The organism is Streptomyces sp. NPDC052101, from assembly GCF_040680235.1.
In the GTDB taxonomy this organism is placed as follows: Bacteria; Actinomycetota; Actinomycetes; order Streptomycetales; family Streptomycetaceae; genus Streptomyces.
In genome coordinates this window covers 15,780-38,553 of the sequence record NZ_JBFAWH010000036.1, presented here as the reverse complement: position 1 = coordinate 38,553, position 22,774 = coordinate 15,780, and the positions used below count along the sequence as shown (strand labels likewise).

At 71.6% G+C, this 22,774-nt stretch carries 20 protein-coding genes; 9 read left to right on the top strand and 11 right to left on the bottom strand.

All coding sequences use genetic code 11. The annotated features are described in order from the left end of the window. Positions 1–31: 31 nt before the first annotated feature. From AB0L75_RS37300 to AB0L75_RS37270, 7 genes are all read right to left on the bottom strand, one after another. Positions 32–244: an EF-hand domain-containing protein gene (locus tag AB0L75_RS37300; RefSeq protein WP_365190434.1), complete on the bottom strand. Its 213-nt coding sequence runs from the start codon at positions 242–244 to the stop codon at positions 32–34. A 142-nt stretch (positions 245–386) separates the two neighbouring features. Further along, positions 387–1,571, bottom strand: a complete 1,185-nt coding sequence (locus AB0L75_RS37295; RefSeq protein ID WP_365190432.1) for a hypothetical protein — start codon at positions 1,569–1,571, stop codon at positions 387–389. Continuing rightward, the gene (locus AB0L75_RS37290) at positions 1,571–2,377 is read right to left on the bottom strand and encodes a polysaccharide deacetylase family protein (protein WP_365190431.1); all 807 of its coding nucleotides are present in this window, start codon (positions 2,375–2,377) and stop codon (positions 1,571–1,573) included. The genes AB0L75_RS37295 and AB0L75_RS37290 overlap by 1 nt, the downstream gene beginning before the upstream one ends. A gap of 105 nt (positions 2,378–2,482) precedes the next feature. Further along, entirely contained in the window at positions 2,483–2,986 is a 504-nt protein-coding gene (locus tag AB0L75_RS37285; RefSeq protein ID WP_365190430.1) for an ATP-binding protein, read from the bottom strand. 299 nt (positions 2,987–3,285) lie between these two features. After that, the gene (locus AB0L75_RS37280; RefSeq protein WP_365190429.1) at positions 3,286–4,053 is read right to left on the bottom strand and encodes an enoyl-CoA hydratase-related protein; all 768 of its coding nucleotides are present in this window, start codon (positions 4,051–4,053) and stop codon (positions 3,286–3,288) included. Between the two features lie 79 nt (positions 4,054–4,132). Beyond that, positions 4,133–5,329 carry an Ig-like domain-containing protein gene (locus tag AB0L75_RS37275; RefSeq protein ID WP_365190428.1) on the bottom strand — a complete coding sequence of 399 codons (1,197 nt, stop codon included), beginning with the start codon at positions 5,327–5,329 and terminating at the stop codon, positions 4,133–4,135. Between the two features lie 375 nt (positions 5,330–5,704). Next, positions 5,705–6,949, bottom strand: a complete 1,245-nt coding sequence (locus AB0L75_RS37270; protein WP_365190426.1) for an Ig-like domain-containing protein — start codon at positions 6,947–6,949, stop codon at positions 5,705–5,707. Positions 6,950–7,234: 285 nt separating this feature from the next. On the opposite strand from AB0L75_RS37270, the gene glgX reads away from it, so the two are divergent. Then, positions 7,235–9,481 carry a glycogen debranching protein GlgX gene (gene glgX, locus AB0L75_RS37265; RefSeq protein ID WP_365190424.1) on the top strand — a complete coding sequence of 749 codons (2,247 nt, stop codon included), beginning with the start codon at positions 7,235–7,237 and terminating at the stop codon, positions 9,479–9,481. 349 nt (positions 9,482–9,830) lie between these two features. Further along, positions 9,831–10,328, top strand: coding sequence for an RICIN domain-containing protein (locus tag AB0L75_RS37260; RefSeq protein ID WP_365190423.1), 498 nt, complete (start codon positions 9,831–9,833; stop codon positions 10,326–10,328). A gap of 72 nt (positions 10,329–10,400) precedes the next feature. On the opposite strand, the gene AB0L75_RS37255 is transcribed toward AB0L75_RS37260, so the two are convergent. Both AB0L75_RS37255 and AB0L75_RS37250 read right to left on the bottom strand, forming a co-directional pair. Then, positions 10,401–10,925, bottom strand: a complete 525-nt coding sequence (locus AB0L75_RS37255; RefSeq protein ID WP_365190422.1) for a hypothetical protein — start codon at positions 10,923–10,925, stop codon at positions 10,401–10,403. A 274-nt stretch (positions 10,926–11,199) separates the two neighbouring features. Next, a complete protein-coding gene (locus tag AB0L75_RS37250; protein WP_365190420.1) occupies positions 11,200–11,691 on the bottom strand; it encodes a hypothetical protein in 492 nt (163 codons plus the stop codon). Positions 11,692–11,792: 101 nt separating this feature from the next. Between AB0L75_RS37250 and AB0L75_RS37245 the strand changes: the two genes are divergently transcribed. From AB0L75_RS37245 to AB0L75_RS37235, 3 genes are all read left to right on the top strand, one after another. Continuing rightward, complete coding sequence (locus AB0L75_RS37245; protein ID WP_365190419.1) at positions 11,793–13,871, top strand: BTAD domain-containing putative transcriptional regulator; 2,079 nt, start codon at positions 11,793–11,795, stop codon at positions 13,869–13,871. Then, the gene (locus tag AB0L75_RS37240) at positions 13,868–14,620 is read left to right on the top strand and encodes a hypothetical protein (protein ID WP_365190418.1); all 753 of its coding nucleotides are present in this window, start codon (positions 13,868–13,870) and stop codon (positions 14,618–14,620) included. Before AB0L75_RS37245 ends, AB0L75_RS37240 begins: the two co-directional genes overlap by 4 nt. A gap of 77 nt (positions 14,621–14,697) precedes the next feature. Next, a complete protein-coding gene (locus AB0L75_RS37235) occupies positions 14,698–15,237 on the top strand; it encodes an ester cyclase (protein WP_365190416.1) in 540 nt (179 codons plus the stop codon). Between the two features lie 28 nt (positions 15,238–15,265). Here AB0L75_RS37235 and AB0L75_RS37230 read toward each other — a convergent pair whose 3' ends face one another. Both AB0L75_RS37230 and AB0L75_RS37225 read right to left on the bottom strand, forming a co-directional pair. Continuing rightward, on the bottom strand, positions 15,266–17,134 hold the full coding sequence (locus AB0L75_RS37230; RefSeq protein ID WP_365190414.1) for an ABC transporter ATP-binding protein: 1,869 nt from the start codon (positions 17,132–17,134) through the stop codon (positions 15,266–15,268). After that, positions 17,131–18,966 (bottom strand): ABC transporter ATP-binding protein, encoded by a 1,836-nt coding sequence (locus AB0L75_RS37225; RefSeq protein ID WP_365190412.1) that lies wholly within the window; start codon positions 18,964–18,966, stop codon positions 17,131–17,133. Before AB0L75_RS37225 ends, AB0L75_RS37230 begins: the two co-directional genes overlap by 4 nt. 135 nt (positions 18,967–19,101) lie before the next feature. On the opposite strand from AB0L75_RS37225, the gene AB0L75_RS37220 reads away from it, so the two are divergent. From AB0L75_RS37220 to AB0L75_RS37205, 4 genes are read left to right on the top strand one after another with little or no spacing between them, the layout of a single operon-like run. Continuing rightward, the gene (locus AB0L75_RS37220; protein ID WP_365190410.1) at positions 19,102–20,052 is read left to right on the top strand and encodes an ABC transporter ATP-binding protein; all 951 of its coding nucleotides are present in this window, start codon (positions 19,102–19,104) and stop codon (positions 20,050–20,052) included. Further along, entirely contained in the window at positions 20,049–20,783 is a 735-nt protein-coding gene (locus tag AB0L75_RS37215) for an ABC transporter permease (RefSeq protein WP_365190408.1), read from the top strand. The genes AB0L75_RS37220 and AB0L75_RS37215 overlap by 4 nt, the downstream gene beginning before the upstream one ends. A 25-nt stretch (positions 20,784–20,808) precedes the next feature. Next, a complete protein-coding gene (locus tag AB0L75_RS37210; RefSeq protein WP_365190407.1) occupies positions 20,809–22,095 on the top strand; it encodes a sensor histidine kinase in 1,287 nt (428 codons plus the stop codon). Beyond that, positions 22,085–22,729: a response regulator transcription factor gene (locus AB0L75_RS37205; protein ID WP_365190405.1), complete on the top strand. Its 645-nt coding sequence runs from the start codon at positions 22,085–22,087 to the stop codon at positions 22,727–22,729. The genes AB0L75_RS37210 and AB0L75_RS37205 overlap by 11 nt, the downstream gene beginning before the upstream one ends. The last annotated feature ends 45 nt before the right edge of the window (positions 22,730–22,774 follow it).

The following is a 22,774-nucleotide window of genomic DNA, read 5'->3' as shown; positions in this document are numbered from 1 at the left end:
GGCCCTCCTTCCGGAGGGCCCCTTCAGCACGTCACTTGTTCAGGTAGGCCCAGAACTCGTCGAACGACAGGACCTTGTCGCCGTTGAGGTCGCGCTGCTTGATGATGGCCGCCGCCACCGTCTCGGTGACGTTCCAGTCACCCTCCTGCGCCAGGGCGGTCTTGAACTCGGCAGCGGTGATGAACCCGTCACCGTCCGCGTCGATCCGCTGGAACTGCTTGCGTGCTTCCTCGATGTCCGCCACCGATCCGCCCCTTTTGGTTGTGTTTCTGATGCCGTGCTGGCGTACTGACGCTGGTCAGATTAACGGCCCGGCCAGCCCTTCAGCGCCACGGGTGCACGGCCGCCGGACCTGTCCGGCCGGCCTCGGCTCAACTCACCCCGCCTCAGCGGAAGATGCCCGTGTGCCCGAGCGAGTAGCGGCCCGGCTGGGGATAGACCGCGAGGCCGTGCGGGCCGCTGCCGACCTTGATACGGGCCAGTTCCCGGCCTGTCTGCGCGTCGATTGCGTACACCTCGGAGTTGTAGCGGCCGGACAGCCACAGGACCTTGCCGTCGGCGGAGACGCCGCCCATGTCGGGGCTGCCGCCGCCGGGGAGGTGCCACTTCTTGGTGAGCCGGTTCTGTGTGAAGTCGAAGACGGAGACGGAGCCCTCGCCCCGGTTGGAGATGTACATCTCACGGGAGTCGCGGCTGATGTAGAGGCCGTGGGCGCCCTTGCCGGTGTAGAGGAACCGGGGCGGGGCGAACGTGTCGCCGTCGAGGATCCACATGCCGTTGGCGACCATGTCGGCGATGTAGAACAGCTTGCCGTCCGGGGAGATCTTGACGTCCTGCGGCATCGCCCCGCGGTGCGGCAGCCGCTGCTGGGCGACGACCTTCATCCGCGCGGTGTCGACCTTGAGCAGCTCGCCGCTGAACTCGCAGGAGACGATGAAGTAGCGGCCGTCCGGGGAGAAGTCGGCATGGTTGACGCCGTAGCAGCGGACCGGGACGGCCTTGACGACCTTCATGGTGTGCGCGTCGCGGAAGACCAGCTGGCGGTCCATGGAGGCCATGACGACGGCGTACTTGCCGTCGGGCGTGAAGTACAGGTTGTACGGGTCGTGCACGGCGACCGGCTTGCCCGCCTTGCCGGTGCTCGGGTCGATGGGGGTGAGGCTGTTGCCGAGGTCGTTGTTGACCCAGAGGGTCTTCAGGTCCCAGGCCGGTACGACGTGCTGGGGCTGGCGGCCGACCGGGAACGTGTCGATGACCTTGTACGTCTTCGGGTCGATGACGGAGACGGTGTTGGAGTTGGTGTTGGGGACGTACACCCGGGACGGGAAGTCCTTGACGACCGGGGAGAGCCGGTCCGGGCGGTCGGCGGAGTAGAGGTCCCTGGGTTCCTCGACCGGCGGCATCCCGGGCAGCACGTTGACCCGCGCCTCGGCCCGCGGCCGCGCCGGGCCCTTGCTGCCGAGGGCCTCTTTCTCATGGTGCTGGGAGCCGGAACTGCAGGCGGACAGCAGCGTCAGGGCGGTGACGGCGACACCTGCGGCCAGCAGGCGGGCGGCTTTCGTGGTTCGCATCAGCTCAGCAGCTCCGTGGTGGTGACCGCGTGCAGTCCGCGGCGGTGGAGTTCGTGGAGGAGGTCGGGCAGGGCGGCGACCGTGTCCGGGTACCCGAAGTGCAGGCTCACCACCGAACCGTTCCGCGCCTCGGCGAGAACCTTGCGGGTGACGGCGGCGGCACCGGGACGGGTGTAGTCGAGCGAGTCGACGTCGTACGACAGCACGTGCGGGTAGCCCGCGGCGCGGGCCAGCCGGGCGACCAGCGGGGACGCGGTCGGCGAGCGGGAGGGGCGGAACCAGGTGCCGATGGAGCCGGTGAGCCGCTTCAGCCGGTCCGCGCAGTCGGTGATCTCCTTGCGGGCGTCCGCCTCGGCCATGGTGTTGATGGAGATGTGCCGCTGGGTGTGGTTGCCGAGGTCGTGGCCGCCGTCGAGGATCCGGCGGGCGACATCGGGGTGTTCGTCCAGCCAGGTGCCGACGGCGAGCACGGTGAGGCGGGCGCCGTTCTTCTCGGCCGTGGAGAGCAGCGAGTGGGCGATGGCGGGGTCGCCCTGGCCGTGGAAGGTGAGGGCGACCTGGGGGCGGGTGGGCGGGCCGTGGGTGATCTGGGCGGGCTGCCCGGCGTAGGCGCGCGGGGCGGGAGCCGCCTTGACGCCGCTCGCGGGGGCAGTGGCCGTGCGTTGGCCGGAGGGGGATGCGGAATCAGGGGTGTGGGGCGGGGCGGCCTGGCCTGCGCCGCAACCGGCGGCGAGCGCGCCGCCGGCGACGAGCCCGGCGCCCGCGCGCAGCACCCCGCGTCGGTTGGTGGTGGTCACCCGCACCATTTAAGGGGCGATAGGTAAGAAAACCGCCGATTGCCCCGAATGGGGGGCGATTTCGGGTCGCGGCGGGAACAATGACCTGACCAGGACCGGCCTGCGCAGCCCGGCCTATCGATCGGCGACCCGCATCTCGAACCATGTCGTCTTACCGCGCGGCAGCAGATCCACGCCCCACCGGTCCGACAGCTTGTCCACGAGGAAGAGGCCGCGGCCGCTGACGTCCAGTTCCTGGACCGGCATCAGACAGGGCAGGCCACGCGAGGGATCGCGGACCTCCACCCGGATCCAGCCGGGGCGGCGGCGCATCCGCAGGCCGAAGACCCGGGCGCCGGTGTGGCGTACGGCGTTGCCGACGAGTTCCGACACGAGGAGGACCGCGTCCTCGGTCAGCTTGGGGGACAGCCGCCAGGTGCGCAGGACGACGACCTGGGCGAGCCGGCGGGCGGTGGCCGCGGACTCCGGGCGGGACGGCAGCGGCACCTCCGCCTCAGTCGGGTTGCCGAACAGTTCGAGCGCCTTGAGCGCCTGTTCGTCCTCCACCGCGGGCGACCAGCGCGCTGCGGCCGCACGGCTGTGTCCCCGCGGCTGTTCGATGCCCTCCAGCCCCGCCATGCCCCCATGATGGCGGCCCGGAGCCGTCTTGGGGGCCGTTCCCGCGGAATACGCCCCCCGTACGCCCCCGCTCCATGCTGCGCTACCGGCATATGCCGACGGCATGTCACTGGCCGGTAGGGCCCCGCTGACCTGCGCGGACGGCTCGCTTCCGGGCAATCGTCAGGCCCCCTCGACAGCACGGGCTTAAGGCTGCCTTAAGGCTCCCATAAACCGCTCCATCGAGGGACCCGGATGAGACGACGCGTCAATTGCAAGGGGCCCCACAGGAGTTGCGGGGAAGTTCACCCGGCTGCCGCTCAGAGGAACTTGGCCTTGCCCGGGCCCTCCTCCACGAAGCTGCGCATGCCGCGCTCGCGGTCCTCGGTGGCGAACAGGCCCGCGAACCAGTTCCGTTCGACGGCGAGGCCGGTGTCGATGTCGGTCTCCAGACCGGTGTCGACCGACTCCTTGGCCGCGCGCAGCGCGATCGCCGGGCCCTGGGCGAGCCTCGCGGCCCAGGCGTGCGCCTGCTCGTACACCTCGGCGGCCGGGACGACCCGGTCCACCAGGCCGATCGCGAGGGCCTCGGCCGCCTTGACCTGACGGCCCGTGAAGATGAGGTCCTTGGCCTTGGATGGGCCGATCAGCCGGGGCAGCCGCTGGGTGCCGCCGGCGCCCGGGATCAGGCCGAGCAGGATCTCGGGCTGGCCGAGCTTGGCGTTGTCGGCGGCGATGCGGTAGTCGGCGCACAGGGCCAGTTCGCAGCCGCCGCCGAGGGCGTAGCCGGTGATGGCGGCGACGACGGGCTTGGGGATGCGGGCCACGGCCGTGAAGGAGTCCTGGAGGGCGCGGGAGCGCAGGACCATCGCGGTGTGGTCCATGTCCTGCATTTCCTTGATGTCCGCGCCGGCCGCGAACACCCGCTCGCCGCCGTAGATCACCACGGCGCGCACGTCGTCGCGGCGCGTGGCCTCCTCTGCCAGCTCCTTCAGCCGGTCCTGGGTGGCGACGTCCAGCGCGTTCATCGGCGGACGGTCCAGACGCAGCGTTCCGACGCCTTCGGCGACTTCGAGATTGACGGTCATGGAGGCAGGTTAACGGGGATTAACGGCAACGGGCCCGGTGCCGTACCTCACAGCACCGGGCCCGTACGTCAGAGAAAGGTCACTTCTTCCAGTCCGCCCAGGACATGTTCCAGCCGTTGAACCCGTTGTCCGGGGCCACCGTGCGGTCGTCGGCGTTCTTCACGATCACCACGTCGCCGATGATCGAGTGGTCGAACATCCAGGCGGCCGGGGTGGACTTGTCGTAGCCGCCGCGCACATCGCTCAGGCCGACGCAGCCGTGGCTGGCGTTGTAGTTGCCGAAGGCGTCGCCGCCCCAGTAGTTGCCGTGCAGGAAGGTGCCGGAGGTGGTCAGGCGCATGGCGTGCGGGACGTCCTTGATGTCGTACTCGCCGCCGTAGCCGACGGTCTCGCCGTTCATCCGGGTCACCTCCAGCCGCTCGCTGATGACCATCTGGCCGTTCCAGGTGGAGTAGCCGGGCTTGCCGGTGGTGACCGGGATGGTCTTGATGACCTTGCCGTCCTGGGTCACCTGCATCGTGTGCTTCTTGGCGTCCACGACGGAGACCTGGTTACGGCCGATGGTGAACTTCACGGTCTTGTGCTGCTTGCCGTAGACGCCGTCGCGGCCCTCGACCCCGTCGAGGTCGAGGTCGACGGTGACCTTGGTGCCTTCCTTCCAGTACTTCTCGGGGCGGAAGTCCAGGCGGTCGTTGCCGAACCAGTGGCCCTCGACGTCGACGGCGGGCTCGGTCGTGATCTTGATGGCCTTCTCGACGGCCTGCGGGTCGGTGATGCCCCGCGTGAAGTTGACGGAGAACGGCATGCCGACGCCGACGGTGGAGCCGTCCTCGGGGGTGAAGTTGCCGAGGAAGGTGTTCTTCGGGGTCAGCGTGGTGAACGTGGAGTCCTCGGCGGCCTCGCGGCCCGCGGCGTCCTTGGCGACCGCGTGCACCGAGTACTTGGTGGCGGCGGCCAGGTGGGCGGACGGCGTCCAGGACGCGCCGCCGCCGGTGATGGTGCCGTCGACCTTCTCGCCCTTGGCGTCCTTGACGGTGACCTCGGTCAGCTTGCCCTTGGCGACGTCCACTTTCACCGCGCCGCTGGTGTCGACGCCGGTGGCACCGGACTTGGGCGTGATGGTGACGGCGGCGACGGACTGCTGCTCGGCCTGCTGGGTGCCGCCGTCCTTGCCCTTGCCCGAACCCTTGTCGCCTCCCCCGCCGCACGCGGCGAGGGACAGCACAAGGGCGCCGGTTATGAGCGCCAGTCCCTTACGGCCTCGCCGCCCTGCCATCGACGCCCCCGATATAGGCCGCACGTTCAACTCGTTCTCCCCTCGCCGGGCCTGGTCAGGCCCGCTCCCCACCACACTGGTGCGCGCATATTAACCGTCTGGTTTTGAGCGGTGTGTCAGGTGTATGTCACCGTTCCGTCGCAACTTCCGGCCACCTCGCACCCCGGCCCCTGAAACATCTACCCGCCCCGGGCCCAAAGCGTGCCGGGGCAGGGGGACATGGGCCGCAGCGGCTCGGCGGTGTCGGTGTCGGCGGGGACCCCGACATGACCCAGGTGCCGGGTGGAGAGGTTGGCCGCGGGTGCCCGGCGAGCTGTTCACGGAAGCCGATCGGGGCGGAGCGGCCGGGCCCGGCCGTGCGCGGTCTCCGCCTTGTCACCCAGCCGCGGGGTCCGTCGCCGTCCACTGCTTCCACGTCATGTTCCAGCCGCCCAGGCCGTTGTCCGGGGCGACCGTCCTCTCCTCGCTGTTGATCACCTCGATGACGTCACCGACGAGGCTGCGGTCGAAGAACCAGCCCGCGGGGGTGTCCGAGCTGCCGCCCTTGACGTCCCTGAGGCCCACGCAGCCGTGGCTGACGTTGGCGTGGCCGGGGGCGTCCGGCGACCAGTAGTTGCCGTGCAGGAAGGTGCCGGAGTCGGTGAGCTTCATGGCGTGCGGGACGTCCGGGATGTCGTACTCGCCGCCGAAGCCGACCGTGCGGCTGTTCATGCGGGTGACGTCCAGCATGTCCATCACCACCATCCTGCCGTTGTACGTGGGGTTCCTCGGGGCGCCCGCGGTGATCGGCACGGTGGCGAGCAGCCGCCCGTCCCGGCGCACCTGCATGGTGTGCCTGGCCGCGTCCACCAGCGAGACCTGGCTGCGGCCGACGGTGAAGGCGAAGGTCTTGTCCTGCACGCCGTAGACGCCGGGCGCCCCCTGGACGTCCCGCAGGTTCAGGTCGACGGTGACCACGGTGCCGGGTTTCCAGTACTGCTCGGGCCGGAAGTCCAGCCGGCTCCTGCCGAACCAGTGCGGCCGGATCTCGACGGGGGGCTGTGCGCTGACCCGGACGGCGCGTTCGACGGCGGCGCGGTGCGTGATCTCCCTGCTGAAGGCGAGGGAAACGATCATTCCGGTGCCGACGACGGCGCGGTTCTCGGGCGTGACGTAGCTGACGAACCGCTGCCCGGGGACGAACGTGGTGAAGGTGGTGTGCCGGGCCGAGCGGCGGCCGTCCGCGTCCCGCGCCACGACGTCCACGGTGTACTGGGCGGCGAGCGCCAGCCGGTCGTCGTCCGGTCGCCAGGTCAGGCCGTCGGCGCTGATGCGCCCGGGGACCGCGGTGTCCTGCGCGTCCTGCGACTTCACGACGGTCACCTTCTCCAGGCGCCCGTGGGGCACCCGGACCCGCAGCCGCCGGTCGGGGCGGACGGCCTTGCTGTCGTCGTCGGGGGTGACGTGGATGACGTCCTCGGGTGCCGGGGGCTTGCCGAGCGCCCCGCCGAGGCCGAGCGCCCCGCCCAGGCCGAGCGAGCCGGAGCCGCCGGCGGAGCACCCGGCGAGCAGGGCCGCCGCTGTCAGTACGGCGGCCAGTGCGGCCCCCGCGCGCCGTGCGCGTCCTTGTACGTGCCTCACGCGGGACTCAACGACCGGGCCCGCTCCGGGGAAACGTGAGTGCGACGCACGCACTGGGCAGAACAGAGGGAAGGACGACACGCTGGGGAGCCGCCGCGCCTCACGGCGGGGGCGCCTTCTTGGATCGGATCGGCTGAAAGGGACGGAAAGCGCGATCCGGAGGGCGCCCCCGACCGTCGGGGCGCAGCCGTACCGGGCGGCCGAGGGTGCTGCGGGGCAGCCTCGGCCCTCCGGCACGGCCGGTTGCTCCGCCCCGGGGCGAGCCACTGAAAGAGGGGCCGACAGGTGACGAGCGCAGCCGAGCAGCGGGCACCGGCCGGGGAGCCGGCCGCCGGGACCGGGCAGCAGCCGGCCGTGGTGAACGGCGCCCGGCGCGCCGTGCCGCCGGCCCCGGTGGTCTGGCCGGGTGTGCCGACCCCGCTGGGGGCCCGGTTCCGGGTCGGCCCGGACGGGGTGGCGGGCACCAACTTCGCGCTGTGGGCGGCCGGGGCGGAGGCGGTCCGGGTCAGTCTGTTCGACGAGGGCGGCCGGGAGACCCGGGTCCCGCTGACCGAGCTGACGCATGAGATCTGGCACGGTTTCGTACCGGGGGTGATGCCGGGGCAGCGCTACGGCTACCGGGTGGACGGCCGCTGGGACCCGTGGACCGGTGCCCGCTGGAACCCGGCCAAGCTGCTGCTGGATCCGTACGCGCGGGCGGTGGACGGCGAGTTCGGGCTGCCGCCGGAGGTGTACGGGCATGTGCGGGACTGGCCCGAGCAGTCCGTCGCCGACACCGTGCGCGACGACCGGGACTCGGCGCCGTACGTCCCGAAGGGTGTCGTCGTGCACGATGACGACGACTGGTCGGACGACCGGCGGCCCAAGACGCCCTGGGCCGATTCGGTGATCTACGAGCTGCATGTGCGGGGCTTCACCCGGCTGCACCCGGACATCCCCGAGGAGCTGCGCGGCACCTACGCCGGTCTGGCGCATCCGGCGGCGATAGAGCATCTGGTGAACCTGGGCGTGACGGCCGTGGAGCTGCTCCCCGTCCACCAGTTCGCGCACGAGGACCACCTCCTGCGCCGGGGGCTGCGCAACTACTGGGGCTACAACTCCATCGGCTACTTCGCCCCGCACGCCGGCTACGCGGCCTCCGGTACGACGGGCCAGCAGGTCGGCGAGTTCAAGCGGATGGTGCGCGCGCTGCACGCGGCCGGCATCGAGGTCGTCCTCGACGTGGTCTACAACCACACGGCGGAGGCGGGCGAGCTGGGCCCGACCCTGTCCCTGAAGGGCATCGACAACCGCGGCTACTACCGGCTCCAGAACGACGCCCGCCGGTACGCCGACTACACCGGCTGCGGCAACACCCTGCACGTCGTCCAGCCCCAGGTGCTACGGCTGATCACCGACTCGCTGCGCTACTGGGTGACGGAGATGGGCGTGGACGGCTTCCGCTTCGACCTCGCGGCGGCGCTGGCCCGCTCGATGCACGACGTCGACATGCTCTCCCCCTTCCTGGCCGTGATCGCCCAGGACCCGGTCCTCCGGCGCGTCAAGCTGATCGCCGAACCGTGGGACATCGGCTCCGGCGGCTACCAGGTGGGCGCCTTCCCGCCCCTGTGGACGGAGTGGAACGACCGCTATCGCGACGCGGTCCGCGACTTCTGGCGGCACGCCCTGCCGGACGTCCGCGAGATGGGCTACCGGCTGTCCGGCTCCAGCGACCTGTACGCCTGGGGCGGCCGGCGCCCGTACGCCTCGGTCAACTTCATCACCGCGCACGACGGTTTCACACTGCGCGACCTGGTGTCGTACGAGCGCAAGCACAACGAGGCCAACGGCGAGAGCAACCGCGACGGCACCGACGACAACCGCTCCTGGAACTGCGGGGCGGAGGGCGAGACCGAGGACGAGCGGGTACGGGCCCTGCGCCGCCGTCAGCTGCGCAATCTGCTCACGACCCTGCTGCTGTCCACCGGCGTGCCCATGCTGGTGGCCGGCGACGAACTCGGCCGCACCCAGCGCGGCAACAACAACGCCTACTGCCAGGACAACGAGGTCGGCTGGCTGGACTGGTCGCTGCTGGACGACCCGGCCTGGCGCCCCCTGTTCGATCTGACCTGCCGGCTGATCGCGCTGCGCCACCGGCATCCGGTGCTGCACCGCCGCGCCTTCTTCTCCGGCCGCGCGCACTCCGCGGACGGCCTGCGCGACCTGGCCTGGTTCACCGCGCGGGGCACGGAGATGACCGAGGCCGACTGGTACGCCCCCGCGGCCACGCTCGGCATGTACCTCTCCGGGCGGGACATCCCGGGCCGGGACGAGCGGGGCATGCCGGTCTCGGACGACAGCTTTCTCGCGGTGCTGCACGCGGGCGACGAGCCGACGGGTTTCGCCCTGCCGGGTCTGCCCTGGGCCGAGCGGTACGAGGTGGTCGTGGACACCTCCCGCGAGGACCAGGCCGAGGCGCCGGGCACGGTCCACGCGGCGGGGACGGAGATCACGGTGCCGGGGCGTGCGGTGCTGTTGCTGCGGGTGGCCTGAGCCCGCGCGAGAGCCATGCGTGGCGTGGATCGCACCTGATCGGGTTCGCCGAAGAAGCGACGCCTAAAGCCTCCGATTCATAAAACAATCGCCTGCAGACACCACCCAGCTCAACTCAGCTCATTTGCCGGAGGGTTCGAGTCCGGTTATGCAGAGCACGACCCGGCCGCCTGACGTGGCATCAAAAGATCAGTAGTATATGATCTTGACATCTGGCGTGACGCCTGATCAGAGGCGCTCGGCACGCTGAAGCGCCGGGACCGGCGAGCCATGGCCGATCCGGGGGCGACTCATCTGTGCCCTGGTCGCGAAAATGCACTCAGGGATAATTTCTGGAGGGGTTTTGACTATGAATAAATTTGCGCGCACATCGGTCGCGGCAGGTGCCGTATCGGCCGCATTGGTGACGGTTGTCGGGCTCGCGCCGACGGCATCGGCGGCGGGCGGTCATAGCCTGAAGAACGGTTATGGCTACTGCCTGGGAAGCCTTAACGGAGCCGACCGCACCGTTGGATACATGTGGTCCTGCAACGGTAACCGCGATCAGATCTGGACTTTCAACCACGTCGGTCACGATGCCCGCGGGAGCTTCTACCAGATAATCAACGGCAACGGCCAGTGCCTGGGCAGCTATGGCGCCTCGAAGGCGCGGGGCGCAGACATCTCGGTGTGGGATTGCAACGGAAACCCCGACCAGAAGTGGTACTGGAAGTCGGGTAGCGGAGCCCAGATCATCAACAGGAATTCACACATGTGCCTTGCCGGGTCCGGCAGCTTCGGCAAGGGGTCCACTGCGATCCAGTGGAGCTGCAACGGCAACAAGGACCAGAAATGGCGGTGGGTGTAGTAGGTAACGGCCCCCGACACGGCGGGGCCGGTGCCTCCCGAGGAGGGCACCGGCCCGTGTGGGGGATGCGGCTCAGCCCAGGCCGAGGCTGGAGAGGGCCGTCGTCCAGTCGGTGATGATGGCGTGCTGAGCGTCGGCGAGGCTGACGTCGCCGGCGCAGACGGCCTTCTTCAGCTTGTTCTCGACGGCGTCCTTGTCCGCGGAGGTCTCGTCGCCGGAGTGCGGCTCGGGCCAGAGGTTCTCCTCGCTCTTCGGGGCGCCGCCGAGTTCGAGCGGGACGAAGTGGTCCTCTTCATAGTCCGAGAGACTGGTGTCGGAGTAGCCGTACTCGACGATCTGCTTCTTCTTCAGCGCGGTGGTGTAGGAGCTGGGCGGCCGCACGGTCGCGGTCCAGCCGGAGACACAGATGGTCGAGTCGATGGTGTCCTGGGTGACGTCGGGGTTGAGGGCCCCGGGCGTGCAGGCCGAGTCGGGCAGGGGGAGGTAGTCCTGGCTGCAGCTGGCGGCGTGTGCGGAACCGGTGGTGACGGTGAGGCCCGCGGCGGCGAGGGCCAGGGTGGAGAAGGTGGTCACCAGGGGGCGCGATATTCGGGACATGTGGGGGTCTCCCGGTGGGGGCCCGGCAGAGATTCCGGGCGGTCATGGGCATGACAGCACCGGGATCATCTATGCGGGTAGACCTCTTTGCCCGACCGAGAGCCAGTTTGATTGAACGTTTATCCATGAGAGGGCAGCCCAAGGCATGGCCTTGACATGGGCTTGACGACGGGCCCGGGAACGGCCTCGGACACGCGGGCCGGGCGGCGTGACGTCTCGTCAACTATCCACCATAGCCCGCGTGAACGCAGGTCAAACCCCCGGCCTCCCCGGGTCAGCTCAGTCCGCTGACCGTGCCGCCGAAGATCCCGTTGTTGACGGACAGGGCGTAGCCGTCGCCGTTGCTCAGGTACCAGTGGGCGAAACTGCCGTAAGCGGTGCCGAAGCGCAGTACGACCTGCGTGGAACTCCAGGAGACGACGGTGACGCCGATGCAGTTGGCGCCGCCGACGTCGCTGTAACCGGCTTCGAAGTTGTTGTCGTCGGTGAAGTAGAGCTGGCTGCCGTAGGCGCTGCCGTTGGCGGTGTAGGTCCCGCAGCTGGTGACGTTGTTGTTGGTGCCCGCGGGCGCGGCGGCGCCGAAGCCGGAGCCGTTGACGGTGATCGTCGGCGAGGCGACCCCGGGGCCATGGGTCCCGCTGAAGGACACCGAGCTGATGGAGGGCTGTGCCGCCGCGGCGGCCTGGGCGGGAGCGGCGGTCGCCGCGAGGCCCGCGGTGAACGTCAACGCCGTTGCGGCCAGGGCGAGTCTGTGGGTCCGGCTCATGTCTGCGTTCTCCTTCGAGAGGGGGTCGGAATCGCGTCGGATCCCGCGCTCCTCACTGTGTCCGGGTGGGGTTTCAACGGGCTTACAGCTAGGGTGAGTTGGTGATCTTCTGCCGGGTTCTCGGCCCGATCGAAGTAGAGATCGACGGTGTCAGGGCCGAACTCGGCGGCCCTGTTCCACGCCGGCTGCTGGCGGCGCTCGCGGCCGGTGCGGGAGCGCCGGTGTCGCTCGCGGCGCTGGCCGAGGCGGTCTGGGACACCGAGCTGACCGCCGAGGTCACCGGCGCGATCCGGGTCGTGGTGCACCGCCTGCGCAGCGCGCTGGGCCCGCGCGGACGCGGATGCCTGGAGTCGGCCCCGCGGGGCTATCGGCTCGCGCTGGCGCCCGAGGCGACCGACCACGGCCTGTTCGAACAGCGGGTGACGCGTGGCAGCAGGCAGCTGACCGACGACGATCCCTCCGGTGCGCTGCGGACGCTGGAGTCGGCGCTGGCCCTGTGGCGCGGCCGTCCCTGGGCGGAGCTGGGTGAGTCCCTGCACATCTGCGGGCTGCGGGCGCGCATGGCGGAGCTGCGGGAGAGCGCGGTGGAGGAGCTGCAGGCCGCGCGGCTGGCCCGGGGCGACACCGCGGGCGCCGTCGCCACGCTGAGCCAGTCGGTGATCGAGGCGCCGTACCGCGAACGGCGATGGGAACTGCTCGCCCTGGGCCTGTACCGCAGCGGCCGGCAGGGGCACGCGCTGGCGGAGCTGCGGCGCGTGCGGGGGCTGCTGGTCGACGAGCTGGGCACCGAACCGGGCCCGGCGCTGCGGACGTTGGAGCGGCGCATGCTCGCGCACGATCCGGCTCTGCTGCTCGTGCCGGCGCCTGAGCGGCCGGACGAACCGCGATCGTCGGCTCCGGCGCCGGAGCCGACGGTGCCCCGGCCCCTGACGCGGCTGATCGGCCGGGCCCGGGAGCTGTCGGCGCTGGACGCGGCGCTCGGCGCGGCGCGCCTGGTGACCGTCACCGGGCCCGCCGGTGTGGGCAAGACCCGGCTCGCCGTCGAGCATGCCGCCGGCCGTGCCGACGCCCGGCTGGTACGGCTGGCCGACATCCGTGCCGCCGAGAGCATCGCGCCCGCGATCGCCGCGGCCCTCGGTGGGACACCGCCGTCCGGCGATGCGCTGACCGCCGTCGCCCGGGTCCTCGCCGACCGGCATCAGCTGCTGGTGCTGGACAACTGCGAGCACCTCGTGGACCCGCTCGCCGATGCCGTGCTGCCGCTGCTGGCGCGCTGCCCCGGGCTGCGGATCCTGGCGACCAGCCGATGGGCGCTGGGCCTGGACGGCGAGCGGGTGCTCGCACTGGCACCGCTGCCGATCGACGGCGCGGACGGCTCGGCGGTGGAGCTGCTGTTCGACCGGGTACGGGCGGTGCGCGCGGGCTGGGCACCCACCGCGCGGGACACCGCCGCGGCGACCGCCATCTGCACCGCGCTCGACGGGCTGCCCCTCGCCATCGAACTGGCCGCCGCGCGGGCACGGTCGTTCGGCCTGGCCGACATCGCCGCGCATGTGCGGGAGCGGTTCGACGGCCTCGGCTCCCCCGCCCGCGGCTCGGTGTCCCCGCACGACTCGCTGGTGGCCGCCATCGCCTGGAGCGTGGACCGGCTCCCGGACACGGAGCGGGCGCTGCTGCTGCGATTATGGCCGTTCGACGGCGGATTCTCCTGGCAGGCGGCCGCGGCGGTGTGCCCGGCCGACGCGGACGGCGCGGTGTTCGCGGGTCTGGCGGCGCTGGTCGACCGATCCGTGCTCTCCGCGGATGTGTCCTCGGCGCATGTGCGCTACCGCCTGCTGGAGACGATCCGCAGACACTGCCGCGACATCGCGACCCGGACCGTGCCGGCACCCTGCGAGCACACGCCGCATGGGTGCGCTGCCTCGTCGCCGAGCAGACGTCGCTGTTCGCCGGGCCCCGGTTCAGCGAGGCGGTACGGACACTGGCGGGCGAGCCGGCCAACATCCACGCCGGCATCGCCCACGACCTGGAGCACTCCCCCGCTCAGGCCCTGCGGACCATCGGCGCCCTGCGCTATCTGTGGGTGCACACAGGGCAGGTGCCCAAAGGGCGGCAGCTGCTGCGACAGGCCCTCGACGCGTGTCCTGACGCGCCCGCCGCGGACCGTGCGGCCGCGTTGATCGGGCTGTCCCTCACCGCCGGCCATACCGGGGACGTCGACGCCGCGCTCGATGCCGCCGACGCCGCGCTCGTGCTGCTCGACGACGACGATCCGGCCCACGACGAGCTGCTGCTGGAGGCGCATCTGCGCCGCTGCAACGCCCTGGCGAACCTGGACGCCGGCGAGCGCCTGCGCGCCGCGGCACTGGCCTTCGAGGCGGCCTGCGACCGGCGGGATCCGCCGGGTTTCCTGCGTGCGTCGGCGCTGTGGGGCATCGCCCTGGTCCATTTCCAGGACGCGGACATGCCGGCCGTCGCCGCCACCCTGACCAGGGCGCGCGAGATCGCCGCGCACTGCGGCTTCACCTCGGGGGAGGCCATCAGCGATCTGCAGCTGGCCTGGTATCTGCTGGCCGATCCGGCGGGGGCGGACGCGGGGGCGCGCCGGGCCCTCGATCTCCTGGCGCGCGCGGTCGCCGTGTTCGAACGGCAGCCGAACGGCTCCGACGAACTCGCCGCGCTCCACGCGGGCGTCTTCGCCCTGGCCGTACTCGGTGTTCCCAACATCGCGGCGAGGCTGCACGCCGCGGTCACCGACCACGCCGGACGCGGCGGCACCGATCCCGGCCGCTATCTGCGCTTCGCCGGACCGGGCCTCGCGGACCGGGTGCGACGGCTGCTCGCGCAGCTGCCTCCGGCAAAGGGCGCCCCCCTGGCCTGGGACGAGATGGTCGCCCTGTTCACCGACACCGTCACCGCGCTGCCGTGACGGCTCGCTGTAAGCCGGTTGACATGCCGTCCGGGGACGCTGGGGGCCGCGCCGACGATTTCGAGGAGGGGCCGGCCATGACCGGGTCTCAGCTCACCGCACGTGAGGTCGCCATCCGCTGTGTACGCATGATGGGCGAGGGCGGCCCCGCCACCTTCGAGGCGCTCATCCACCCCGACGCCGTCAACCGTGAGAGCCGGGCCGAGCCGCCGGCGGCCCGGGGCCGTGGACCGCAGGCCTTCTACGCCAGTGCGCTGTGGCTGCGCGCCGCCTACTCCGGCCTGCGGTGGACGATCGACGAGGTGGTGACCGAGGGCGATCTCGTCGTCCTGCACACCACCATGTCGGCCCGCCACACCGGTACGTTCGTCACCTACGACGAGAACGCCCGGCCCTTCGGGGCGTTCCCCGCGACCGGGAAGACCTTCTCCGTCACGCAGACGCACTGGTGCCGCATCGCCGACGGGCGGCTGATCGAGCACTGGGCCAACCGCGACGACCTCGGCCAGGCCGTCCAGCTGGGCTGGATACCGCCCACGCCCTGGTACGTCCTGCGCATGCGGCTGGCCGCCGTCCGGGCCCGCCCAACCCGAGCGGACCGGAACGAACCCTCGTGACACCGGCGCGGGACGTCTTCGGCGGGTCTCAGGCCAGGCTGTCCCGCCAGGCCCTGTGCAGGTTCGCGAAGCGGCCCGTGCCGTCGATCAGTTCGTCCGGGCGGCCGTCCTCGACGACACGGCCGCCTTCCATCACCAGCACCCGGTCCGCGATCTCCACCGTCGACAGCCGGTGCGCGATCACCACCGCCGTACGGCCCCGCAGCACCGTCGCCATCGCCCGCTGCACGGCCCGCTCGCCCGGGATGTCCAGCGAGCTGGTCGCCTCGTCCAGGATCAGTACCGCCGGGTCGGCGAGCAACGCGCGGGCGAAGGCGACCAGTTGGCGCTGGCCGGCCGAGATGCGCCCGCCGCGCTTGCGGACGTCGGTGTCGTAGCCGTCGGGCAGTGCGCTGATGAACTCGTGCGCGCCGATCGCCTTCGCCGCCTCCTCGATCTCCTCGCGGGTCGCGTCGGGCCGGCCGATGGCGATGTTGTCCGCGACCGTGCCGGAGAACAGGAACGCCTCCTGGGTCACCATGACCACCCCGCGCCGCAGCTCCGGCACCGACAGCTCGCGCACGTCCACCCCGTCCAGCAGCACCCGGCCCTCGGAGGGGTCGTAGAAACGGGCGAGGAGCTTGGCGAGGGTGGACTTGCCGGCGCCCGTGGCCCCGACCACGGCGACCGTCTGCCCGGCCGGGAGGGTCAGATCGAAGCGGGGCAGCACCTCTCCGCCGGTGCGATAGCCGAACCGGACCCGGTCGAAGACGACCTCGCGGCCGGGGAAGTCACCCTTCAGCGGCGGGAGTTCACGCGGCTGCGACGGCTCCGGCACGGACGGGGCCTGCGCCAGCAGCCCGGCGATCTTCTCCAGCGAGGCGGCGGCCGACTGGTAGGAGTTCAGGAACATGCCCAGCCGGTCGATCGGGTCGTACAGCCGGCGCAGATACAGCACGGCCGCCGCCAGCACGCCCAGTTCCAGCGAACCCGACGCCACCCGGTAGGCGCCCCACAGCACGATCCCCGCGACCGCCGTGTTGGCCACCAGCCGGGAGCCGACCACATAGCGGGCCATCTCCAGCAGGGCGTCGCCGTTCGTGCGCTCGTGCCGCCGGTTGAGGACGGCGAACTCGGCGTCGTTCGCCGCCTCCCGGCGGAAGGCGCGCACCGGACGGATGCCGTTCATCGTCTCCACGAACTTCACGATCACCGCCGCGATCGCGGTGGACCGCACCCGGTACACCCGCCCCGCCCGCCGCTGGTACAGCCGGATGAGCAGGTACAGCGGCACGAAGGAGGCCACCGCGAGGGCGCCAAGACCGAGGTCCAGCCACAGCAGCAGCGCCGAGATGTACACGAAGGACACCACGACGGTCACCAGCTCCTGCAGGCCCTCGCCCAGCAGCTCGCGCAGCGACTCGACGTCCGCCGTGGAGCGGGAGATCAGCCGTCCCGAGGTGTAGCGCTCGTGGAAGTCGATGCTCAGGGCCTGCGCGTGCCGGAAGATCCGGCCCCGCAGATCGAGCAGCACGTCCTGGCTGACCCGGACGGAGGTCTCGATGAAGGCGAACTGCAGCCCGCCGGAGAGCAGCGCGCACACCAGATAGCCGACGGCCACCGCGGTCAGCGGAGCGTGCCGGTGCTCCCGGAACGCGGGTACGGCGGTGTCGATGGCGTACGCCACCAGCAGCGGGCCCAGCTGGGACACCGCCTGCTGGAGCAGCAGCAGGACCGTGGTCACCACGGCCCGGGCCCGCAGTGGCGCGAGCAGGGAGCGCAGCAGGGCGGCCGTGGCACCGGGCGGGGCGGGCAGCACGTCCCGGTCGAAGACATCGCCGCCGCCGTCGCCCGCGCCCGGCGGGCCGGGGAGTTCGTCGTCCTCGGCGGGGGGCGTGGCGGCGGTCGTGCTGGTCAACGGGGGTCCTCCGTGTCCTCGGCGGCTCCGGACATCAGATGCGCGTACTCGGCGTTGGTGCGCAGCAGTTCCTGGTGGGTGCCGACGGCGGCGATCCGGCCGTCCGAGAGCAGGGCGACCCGGTCGGCGAGCAGCACCGTGGACGGCCGGTGGGCCACGATCAGCGCGGTGGTGTCGGCGAGGACCTGGCGCAGCGCCGCCTCCACGGCGGCCTCCGTGTGCACGTCCAGCGCGGACAGCGGGTCGTCCAGCACCAGGAACTCCGGTCTGCCGACCACCGCGCGGGCCAGTGCGAGGCGCTGGCGCTGGCCGCCGGAGAGGCTGAGGCCCTGCTCGCCGACGCGGGTGTCGGTGCCCTGGGGCAGGGCGTGCGCGAAGTCGGCCTGGGCCACGGCCAGTGCGCGGTCGAGGTCCGGCTGTCCGGCGCCGTCCGCGGCGCCCATCAGGACGTTCTCGCCGACGCTCGCCGAGAACAGGGTGGGGTCCTCGAAGGCGACGGCCACCTTGGCGCGCAGCTCCTCGCGGGGCATCGCGGCGATGTCGACGCCGTCGAGGGTGATCCGTCCCGAGGTGACCTCGTGCAGACGCGGGACGAGCGCGGTGAGGGTGGTCTTCCCGCTGCCGGTCGCCCCGACCAGGGCCATGGACTCGCCGGGGCGGATGTGGAGGTCTATGCGGTACAGGAGGGGCGGGGAGTCGGGGGGTGCGTCGGGGTAGCGGAACTGGACGTTGTCGAAATGGAGTCCTGTGCCGGTGCCGGGCGGGCGTCGGCCGTCGCTCGCCGGGACGGCGGCTGCCGCCGTCCCGGCGGCGGCACGACTGCCCGCGGCCACGGCGTCTTCGGGCTTCTCGTCCAGCACCTCGAAGTACCGCTCGGTCGCCGTGGCCGCCTCCTGGCTCATCGCCAGCAGGAACCCGATCGAGTCCACCGGCCACCGCAGAGCAAGCGCCGTACTGAGAAAGGCCACCAGCGTCCCCGCGCTCAGCCCGCCGTCGGCGACCCGTATCGCGCCCAGCACCAGCGCCGCCCCGATCGCCAGCTCGGGCAGTGTCACGATGACGCCCCAGATCGTGGCGAGCAGCCGCGCCTTGCGCAGTTCGGTGCCGCGCAGGGTGACGGACAGTTCGCGAAAGGCCCGCGCCTGGCTGCGGTGGCGGCCGAATCCCTTGATGATGCGGATGCCGAGCACGCTCTCCTCGACCACCGTCGTCAGGTCCCCGACCTGGTCCTGTGCGCGCCGCGCCACCAGGGCGTACCGCCGCTCGAAGACCGCGCAGGTCCACACCACGGGGATCACGGGGCCGAGGATGACCAGCCCCAGCACCCAGTCCTGGATCAGCATGATCACCACGCCGACGAGGATCGTGACCCCGTTGACCAGGAGGAACGTCATCGGGAAGGCGAGGAACTGGCGCAGCAGCATCAGATCGGTGGTGCCACGGGACAGCAACTGGCCCGAGGCCCAGCGATCGTGGAAGGCGACGGGCAGCCGCTGCAGCCGGCCGTAGAGGCTCGCCCGCATCTCCGCCTCGATGTGCGACAGCGGACGGGCCACCAGCCAGCGCCGTATGCCGAACAGGACCGCCTCGGCGATCCCGAGGAGGAACAGGCAGAGCGCGCCGAGCCAGACGCCCGCCGGGTCCCGGCCGGCGACCGGTCCGTCCACCATCCACTTGAGGACGAGCGGGATCACCAGTCCGGTGCAGGAGGCGACGATCGCGACGAACGCGGCCGTGAACAGACGTGCCCGCAGGGGGCGGACGTACGGCCACAGCCGCAGCAGGGTACGAACTGCGGAGCGTTCCGGGGTGGTTGCACGTGTCGTGGCCATCACCGCGAGCGTACGGACCGGCACTGACAACGCCCACCGAGTTTCGGTCGTAGCCCGGCATCAACCGATCGGACGATGCCGCTTCGAGCGGGCCGGCCGATGTGCCGGGCCCCGCCCGACCGGGATTCTCGACGCATGCCATCCGTCATCGAAGTCACCGATCTGCGTAAGTCGTACGGCGGCCGGGCCGTCGTCGACGGAGTCTCCTTCGCCGTCGAGGAGGGCGAGATCTTCGGGATCCTCGGCCCGAACGGCGCCGGGAAGACCACCACCGTGGAGTGCGTCGAGGGACTGCGGGTCCCCGACGGCGGCCGGATCCGGGTCGCCGGTCACGATCCCGTCGCCGACCACGACGAGGTCGCGAGGATCCTCGGCGCCCAGCTGCAGCAGAGCGAACTGCAGGCGAAGCTCACCGTGCGGGAGGCGCTGGAGCTGTACGCCGCCTTCTATCCGAACCCGGCCGACTGGCGGCCGCTGGCCGAACGCCTGGGTCTCACGCACAAGCTCGGCACCCGGTTCGCCAAGCTGTCCGGCGGGCAGCGGCAGCGCCTGTTCATCGCGCTGGCGCTCATCGGCAGTCCGCGCATCGTGGTGCTGGACGAGCTGACCACGGGCCTCGACCCGCGCGCCCGCCGGGACACCTGGCAGCTCATCGAGGATGTCCGGGCGAGCGGTGTCACCGTGCTGCTCGTCACCCACTTCATGGAGGAGGCGCAGCGGCTCTGCGACCGCATCGCGGTCATCGACCAGGGGCGGGTCGCGGCGCTGGACACCCCGGCCGGGCTCATCCGGCGCTCCGCCGGCGCCACCGTCGTGTCCTTCACACCGTCCGCGCCGCTGGACGAGCGGGAGCTGTGCGGGCTGCCCGCGCTCGCCTCCGTCGAGCAGCGGGAGGGCCGGATCACCCTCACCGGCACCGACGAGACGGTCGACGCCGTCGTCTCCCTGCTCGCCCGCCACCACATCACCGCGCACCAGCTGCGCGTCACCGACGCCACCCTGGACGACGCGTTCCTCGACCTGACCGAAGGCCGTACCACCGAAGGCCGTACCACCGAAGGCCACACCAAGGAGGCCGCGGCATGAACACCGCCGTGCTGCGCACCGAGTTCCGTCTGTTCCGCCGCGAACCCGCGGCCGTCTTCTGGATCTTCCTGTTCCCGACGCTGCTGCTGGTCATCCTCGGCTCGATCCCCTCGTTCCGGGAGGCCGACAAGTCGATGGGCGGGCTGCGGCCGATCGACGCCTATGTGCCGGTGGCCGTGCTGATCGCCCTGCTCATGTCCGGGGTGCAGTCGCTGCCGCAGGCCCTGACGGGCTACCGGGAGCGGGGCATCCTGCGCCGGATGTCCGCCACCCCGGTACGGCCCTCCGCCCTGCTGTCGGCGCAGATGGCCGTGCAGGGCGCGGTCGCCCTGGCCGCGGCGCTGCTCGCCGTCGTGGTCGGCCGCGTGGCCTTCGACGTACGGCTGCCGCAGCAGCCGGCCGGCTACGCGCTGGCCCTCCTCCTCGCGGTGGCGGCCGCTCTCGCCCTCGGCAACGTCGTCTCGGCGCTGTCCCGGACCACGAAGATCGCGAGCGCGATCGGATCGGCGGTGTTCTTCCCGATGATGTTCTGCGCGGGTGTCTGGCTGCCGGTCCGGTCCATGCCGCACACCCTGGCCCGGGTGGTCCAGCTGACCCCGTTCGGCGCGGCGGCCCGGGCCCTGGACGAGGCGGCCGGCGGGCACTGGCCGGGCTGGGCGCACCTGGGCGTGCTCGCGCTGTGGACGGTGCTGCTGACGGCCGGTGCCGCCCGCTGGTTCCGCTGGGAGTGAGCGAGCCGTGCCGGACACTGGTGGCATGAAGATCGCCGTGCAGCAGGAGTCCCGGGCCGCCTTCGACACCTGGGGGCCCTGGGCGCTGCTGGTGGCCGGTACCGTCGCCGCGGTCATGTCCGCCCGCCCGGTCGGCATGGACCGGTCCGGGGCGGCTGTCTCCGCGGTGCTCGTGGCCGCGGCCGCCGTGGTGCAGGGGTACTGGGCGAGGGTGAAGCGGAAGCGGTCGGCTCCGAACCGGACCGATGTCTGCCTCTACCTCCTGCGCTGGGCCATCGGCTTCGTGCTGGCCTGGATCAACCCGTTCTTCGCCTTCTACGCCGTGACCGGCTACTACACGGCCGGCATCGACCTGCCCCGCCGCCTGGTGCTGCCCGGCCTCTTCCTGACCGCCGTCACCATGGCCGGCAGCGAGATGGGCGGCTGGCCGCCGCACGGGCTGGTCCTGTGGCTCGGCTTCTTCCTCGTCCTGGCCGTCAACATGGGCATGGTCAGCGTGTTCACCCGGTACGCCCAGCGGGAGCAGGCGCACACCCTGGAGCAGGCCGCGACCATCGCCGAACTGGGCCGCACCAACACGGCGTTGCAGCAGGCACTGGACGAGAACGCGGCCCTGCACGCCCAACTCCTCGTCCAGGCCCGGGAGGCGGGTGTCGCCGACGAGCGCCGCCGGCTCGCCGCCGAGATCCACGACACCATCGCACAGGGCCTGACCGGGATCATCGCCCAGCTCCAGGTGGTGGCGAACGCCCCCGACCTGGGCACCGCCCGCGCCCACCTGGAGCGCGCCTCTTCCCTGGCCAGGCACAGCCTGGGTGAGGCCCGCCGCTCGGTGCACAATCTCGCCCCGGTCGCCCTCGCCGCCCAGGGGCTGCCGGAAGCGCTGAAGACGACGGTCGCCGAATGGGCCGAACGCACCGGCGTACGCGCCGACTTCACGGTCACCGGCACCACCGAGCAGCTGCACGACGAGGTCTCGGCGACCCTGCTGCGCATCGCCCAGGAGGCCCTGTCCAATGCGGCCCGGCACGCCCGCCCGACCCGTGTCGGGGTGACCCTGTCCTTCATGGGCGACGAGGTCACGCTCGACATCCGCGACGACGGCACCGGCTTCGACCCGGCCGCCGTACCGGAGCGCACCCTCCCCCACTCTCGACTTCGCTCGAGCGGGGGGACCCCCATCGGAGGCTTCGGCCTGGACGGCATGCGGGCCCGCGCCGAACGCATCGCGGGCTCGCTCACGGTCGAGTCGGAGCCGGGGCACGGCACGGCGGTGTCGGCTCGCGTACCGTTAATGCGCGATGACCACTGACCCCGCCATCTCGCTGCTGATCGTCGACGACCACCCGGTCGTCCGCGACGGCCTGCGCGGCATGTTCGCGTCCGCGCCGGGCTTCACGGTGCTCGGGGAGGCCGCGAACGGCGTCGAGGCGGTGGCCCGGACGATGGCCCTGGACCCGGACGTGATCCTGATGGACCTGCGGATGCCCGGCGGTTCCGGTGTGGAGGCCATCCGTGAACTGACCCGGCGCGGCACCCGCGCCAAGGTCCTGGTCCTCACCACGTACGACACCGACTCCGACACACTGCCCGCGATCGAGGCGGGCGCGACCGGCTATCTCCTCAAGGACGCGCCGCGCGACGAGCTGTTCACCGCCGTCCGCGCCGCCGCCGAAGGCCGTACGGTCCTCTCCCCGGCCGTCGCCTCCCGCCTGGTGCACGCGGTCCGCACCCCCCGCCGGCCCGGCGCCGAACCGCTGTCCGCGCGCGAGCGCGAGGTGCTGGTCCTGGTCGCCAAGGGCACCTCGAACCGCGAGATCGCCCGCGAGCTGTTCATCAGCGAGGCAACGGTCAAGACCCACCTCACCCACCTGTACGCCAAGCTCGGCGTCAACGACCGTGCGGCGGCGGTGGCGACGGGGTACGACCGGGGGATCCTGGGCTGAGCGGACGAGCAGCACCCGCTCGCCGGCCTGCTTAATCGATGGAGC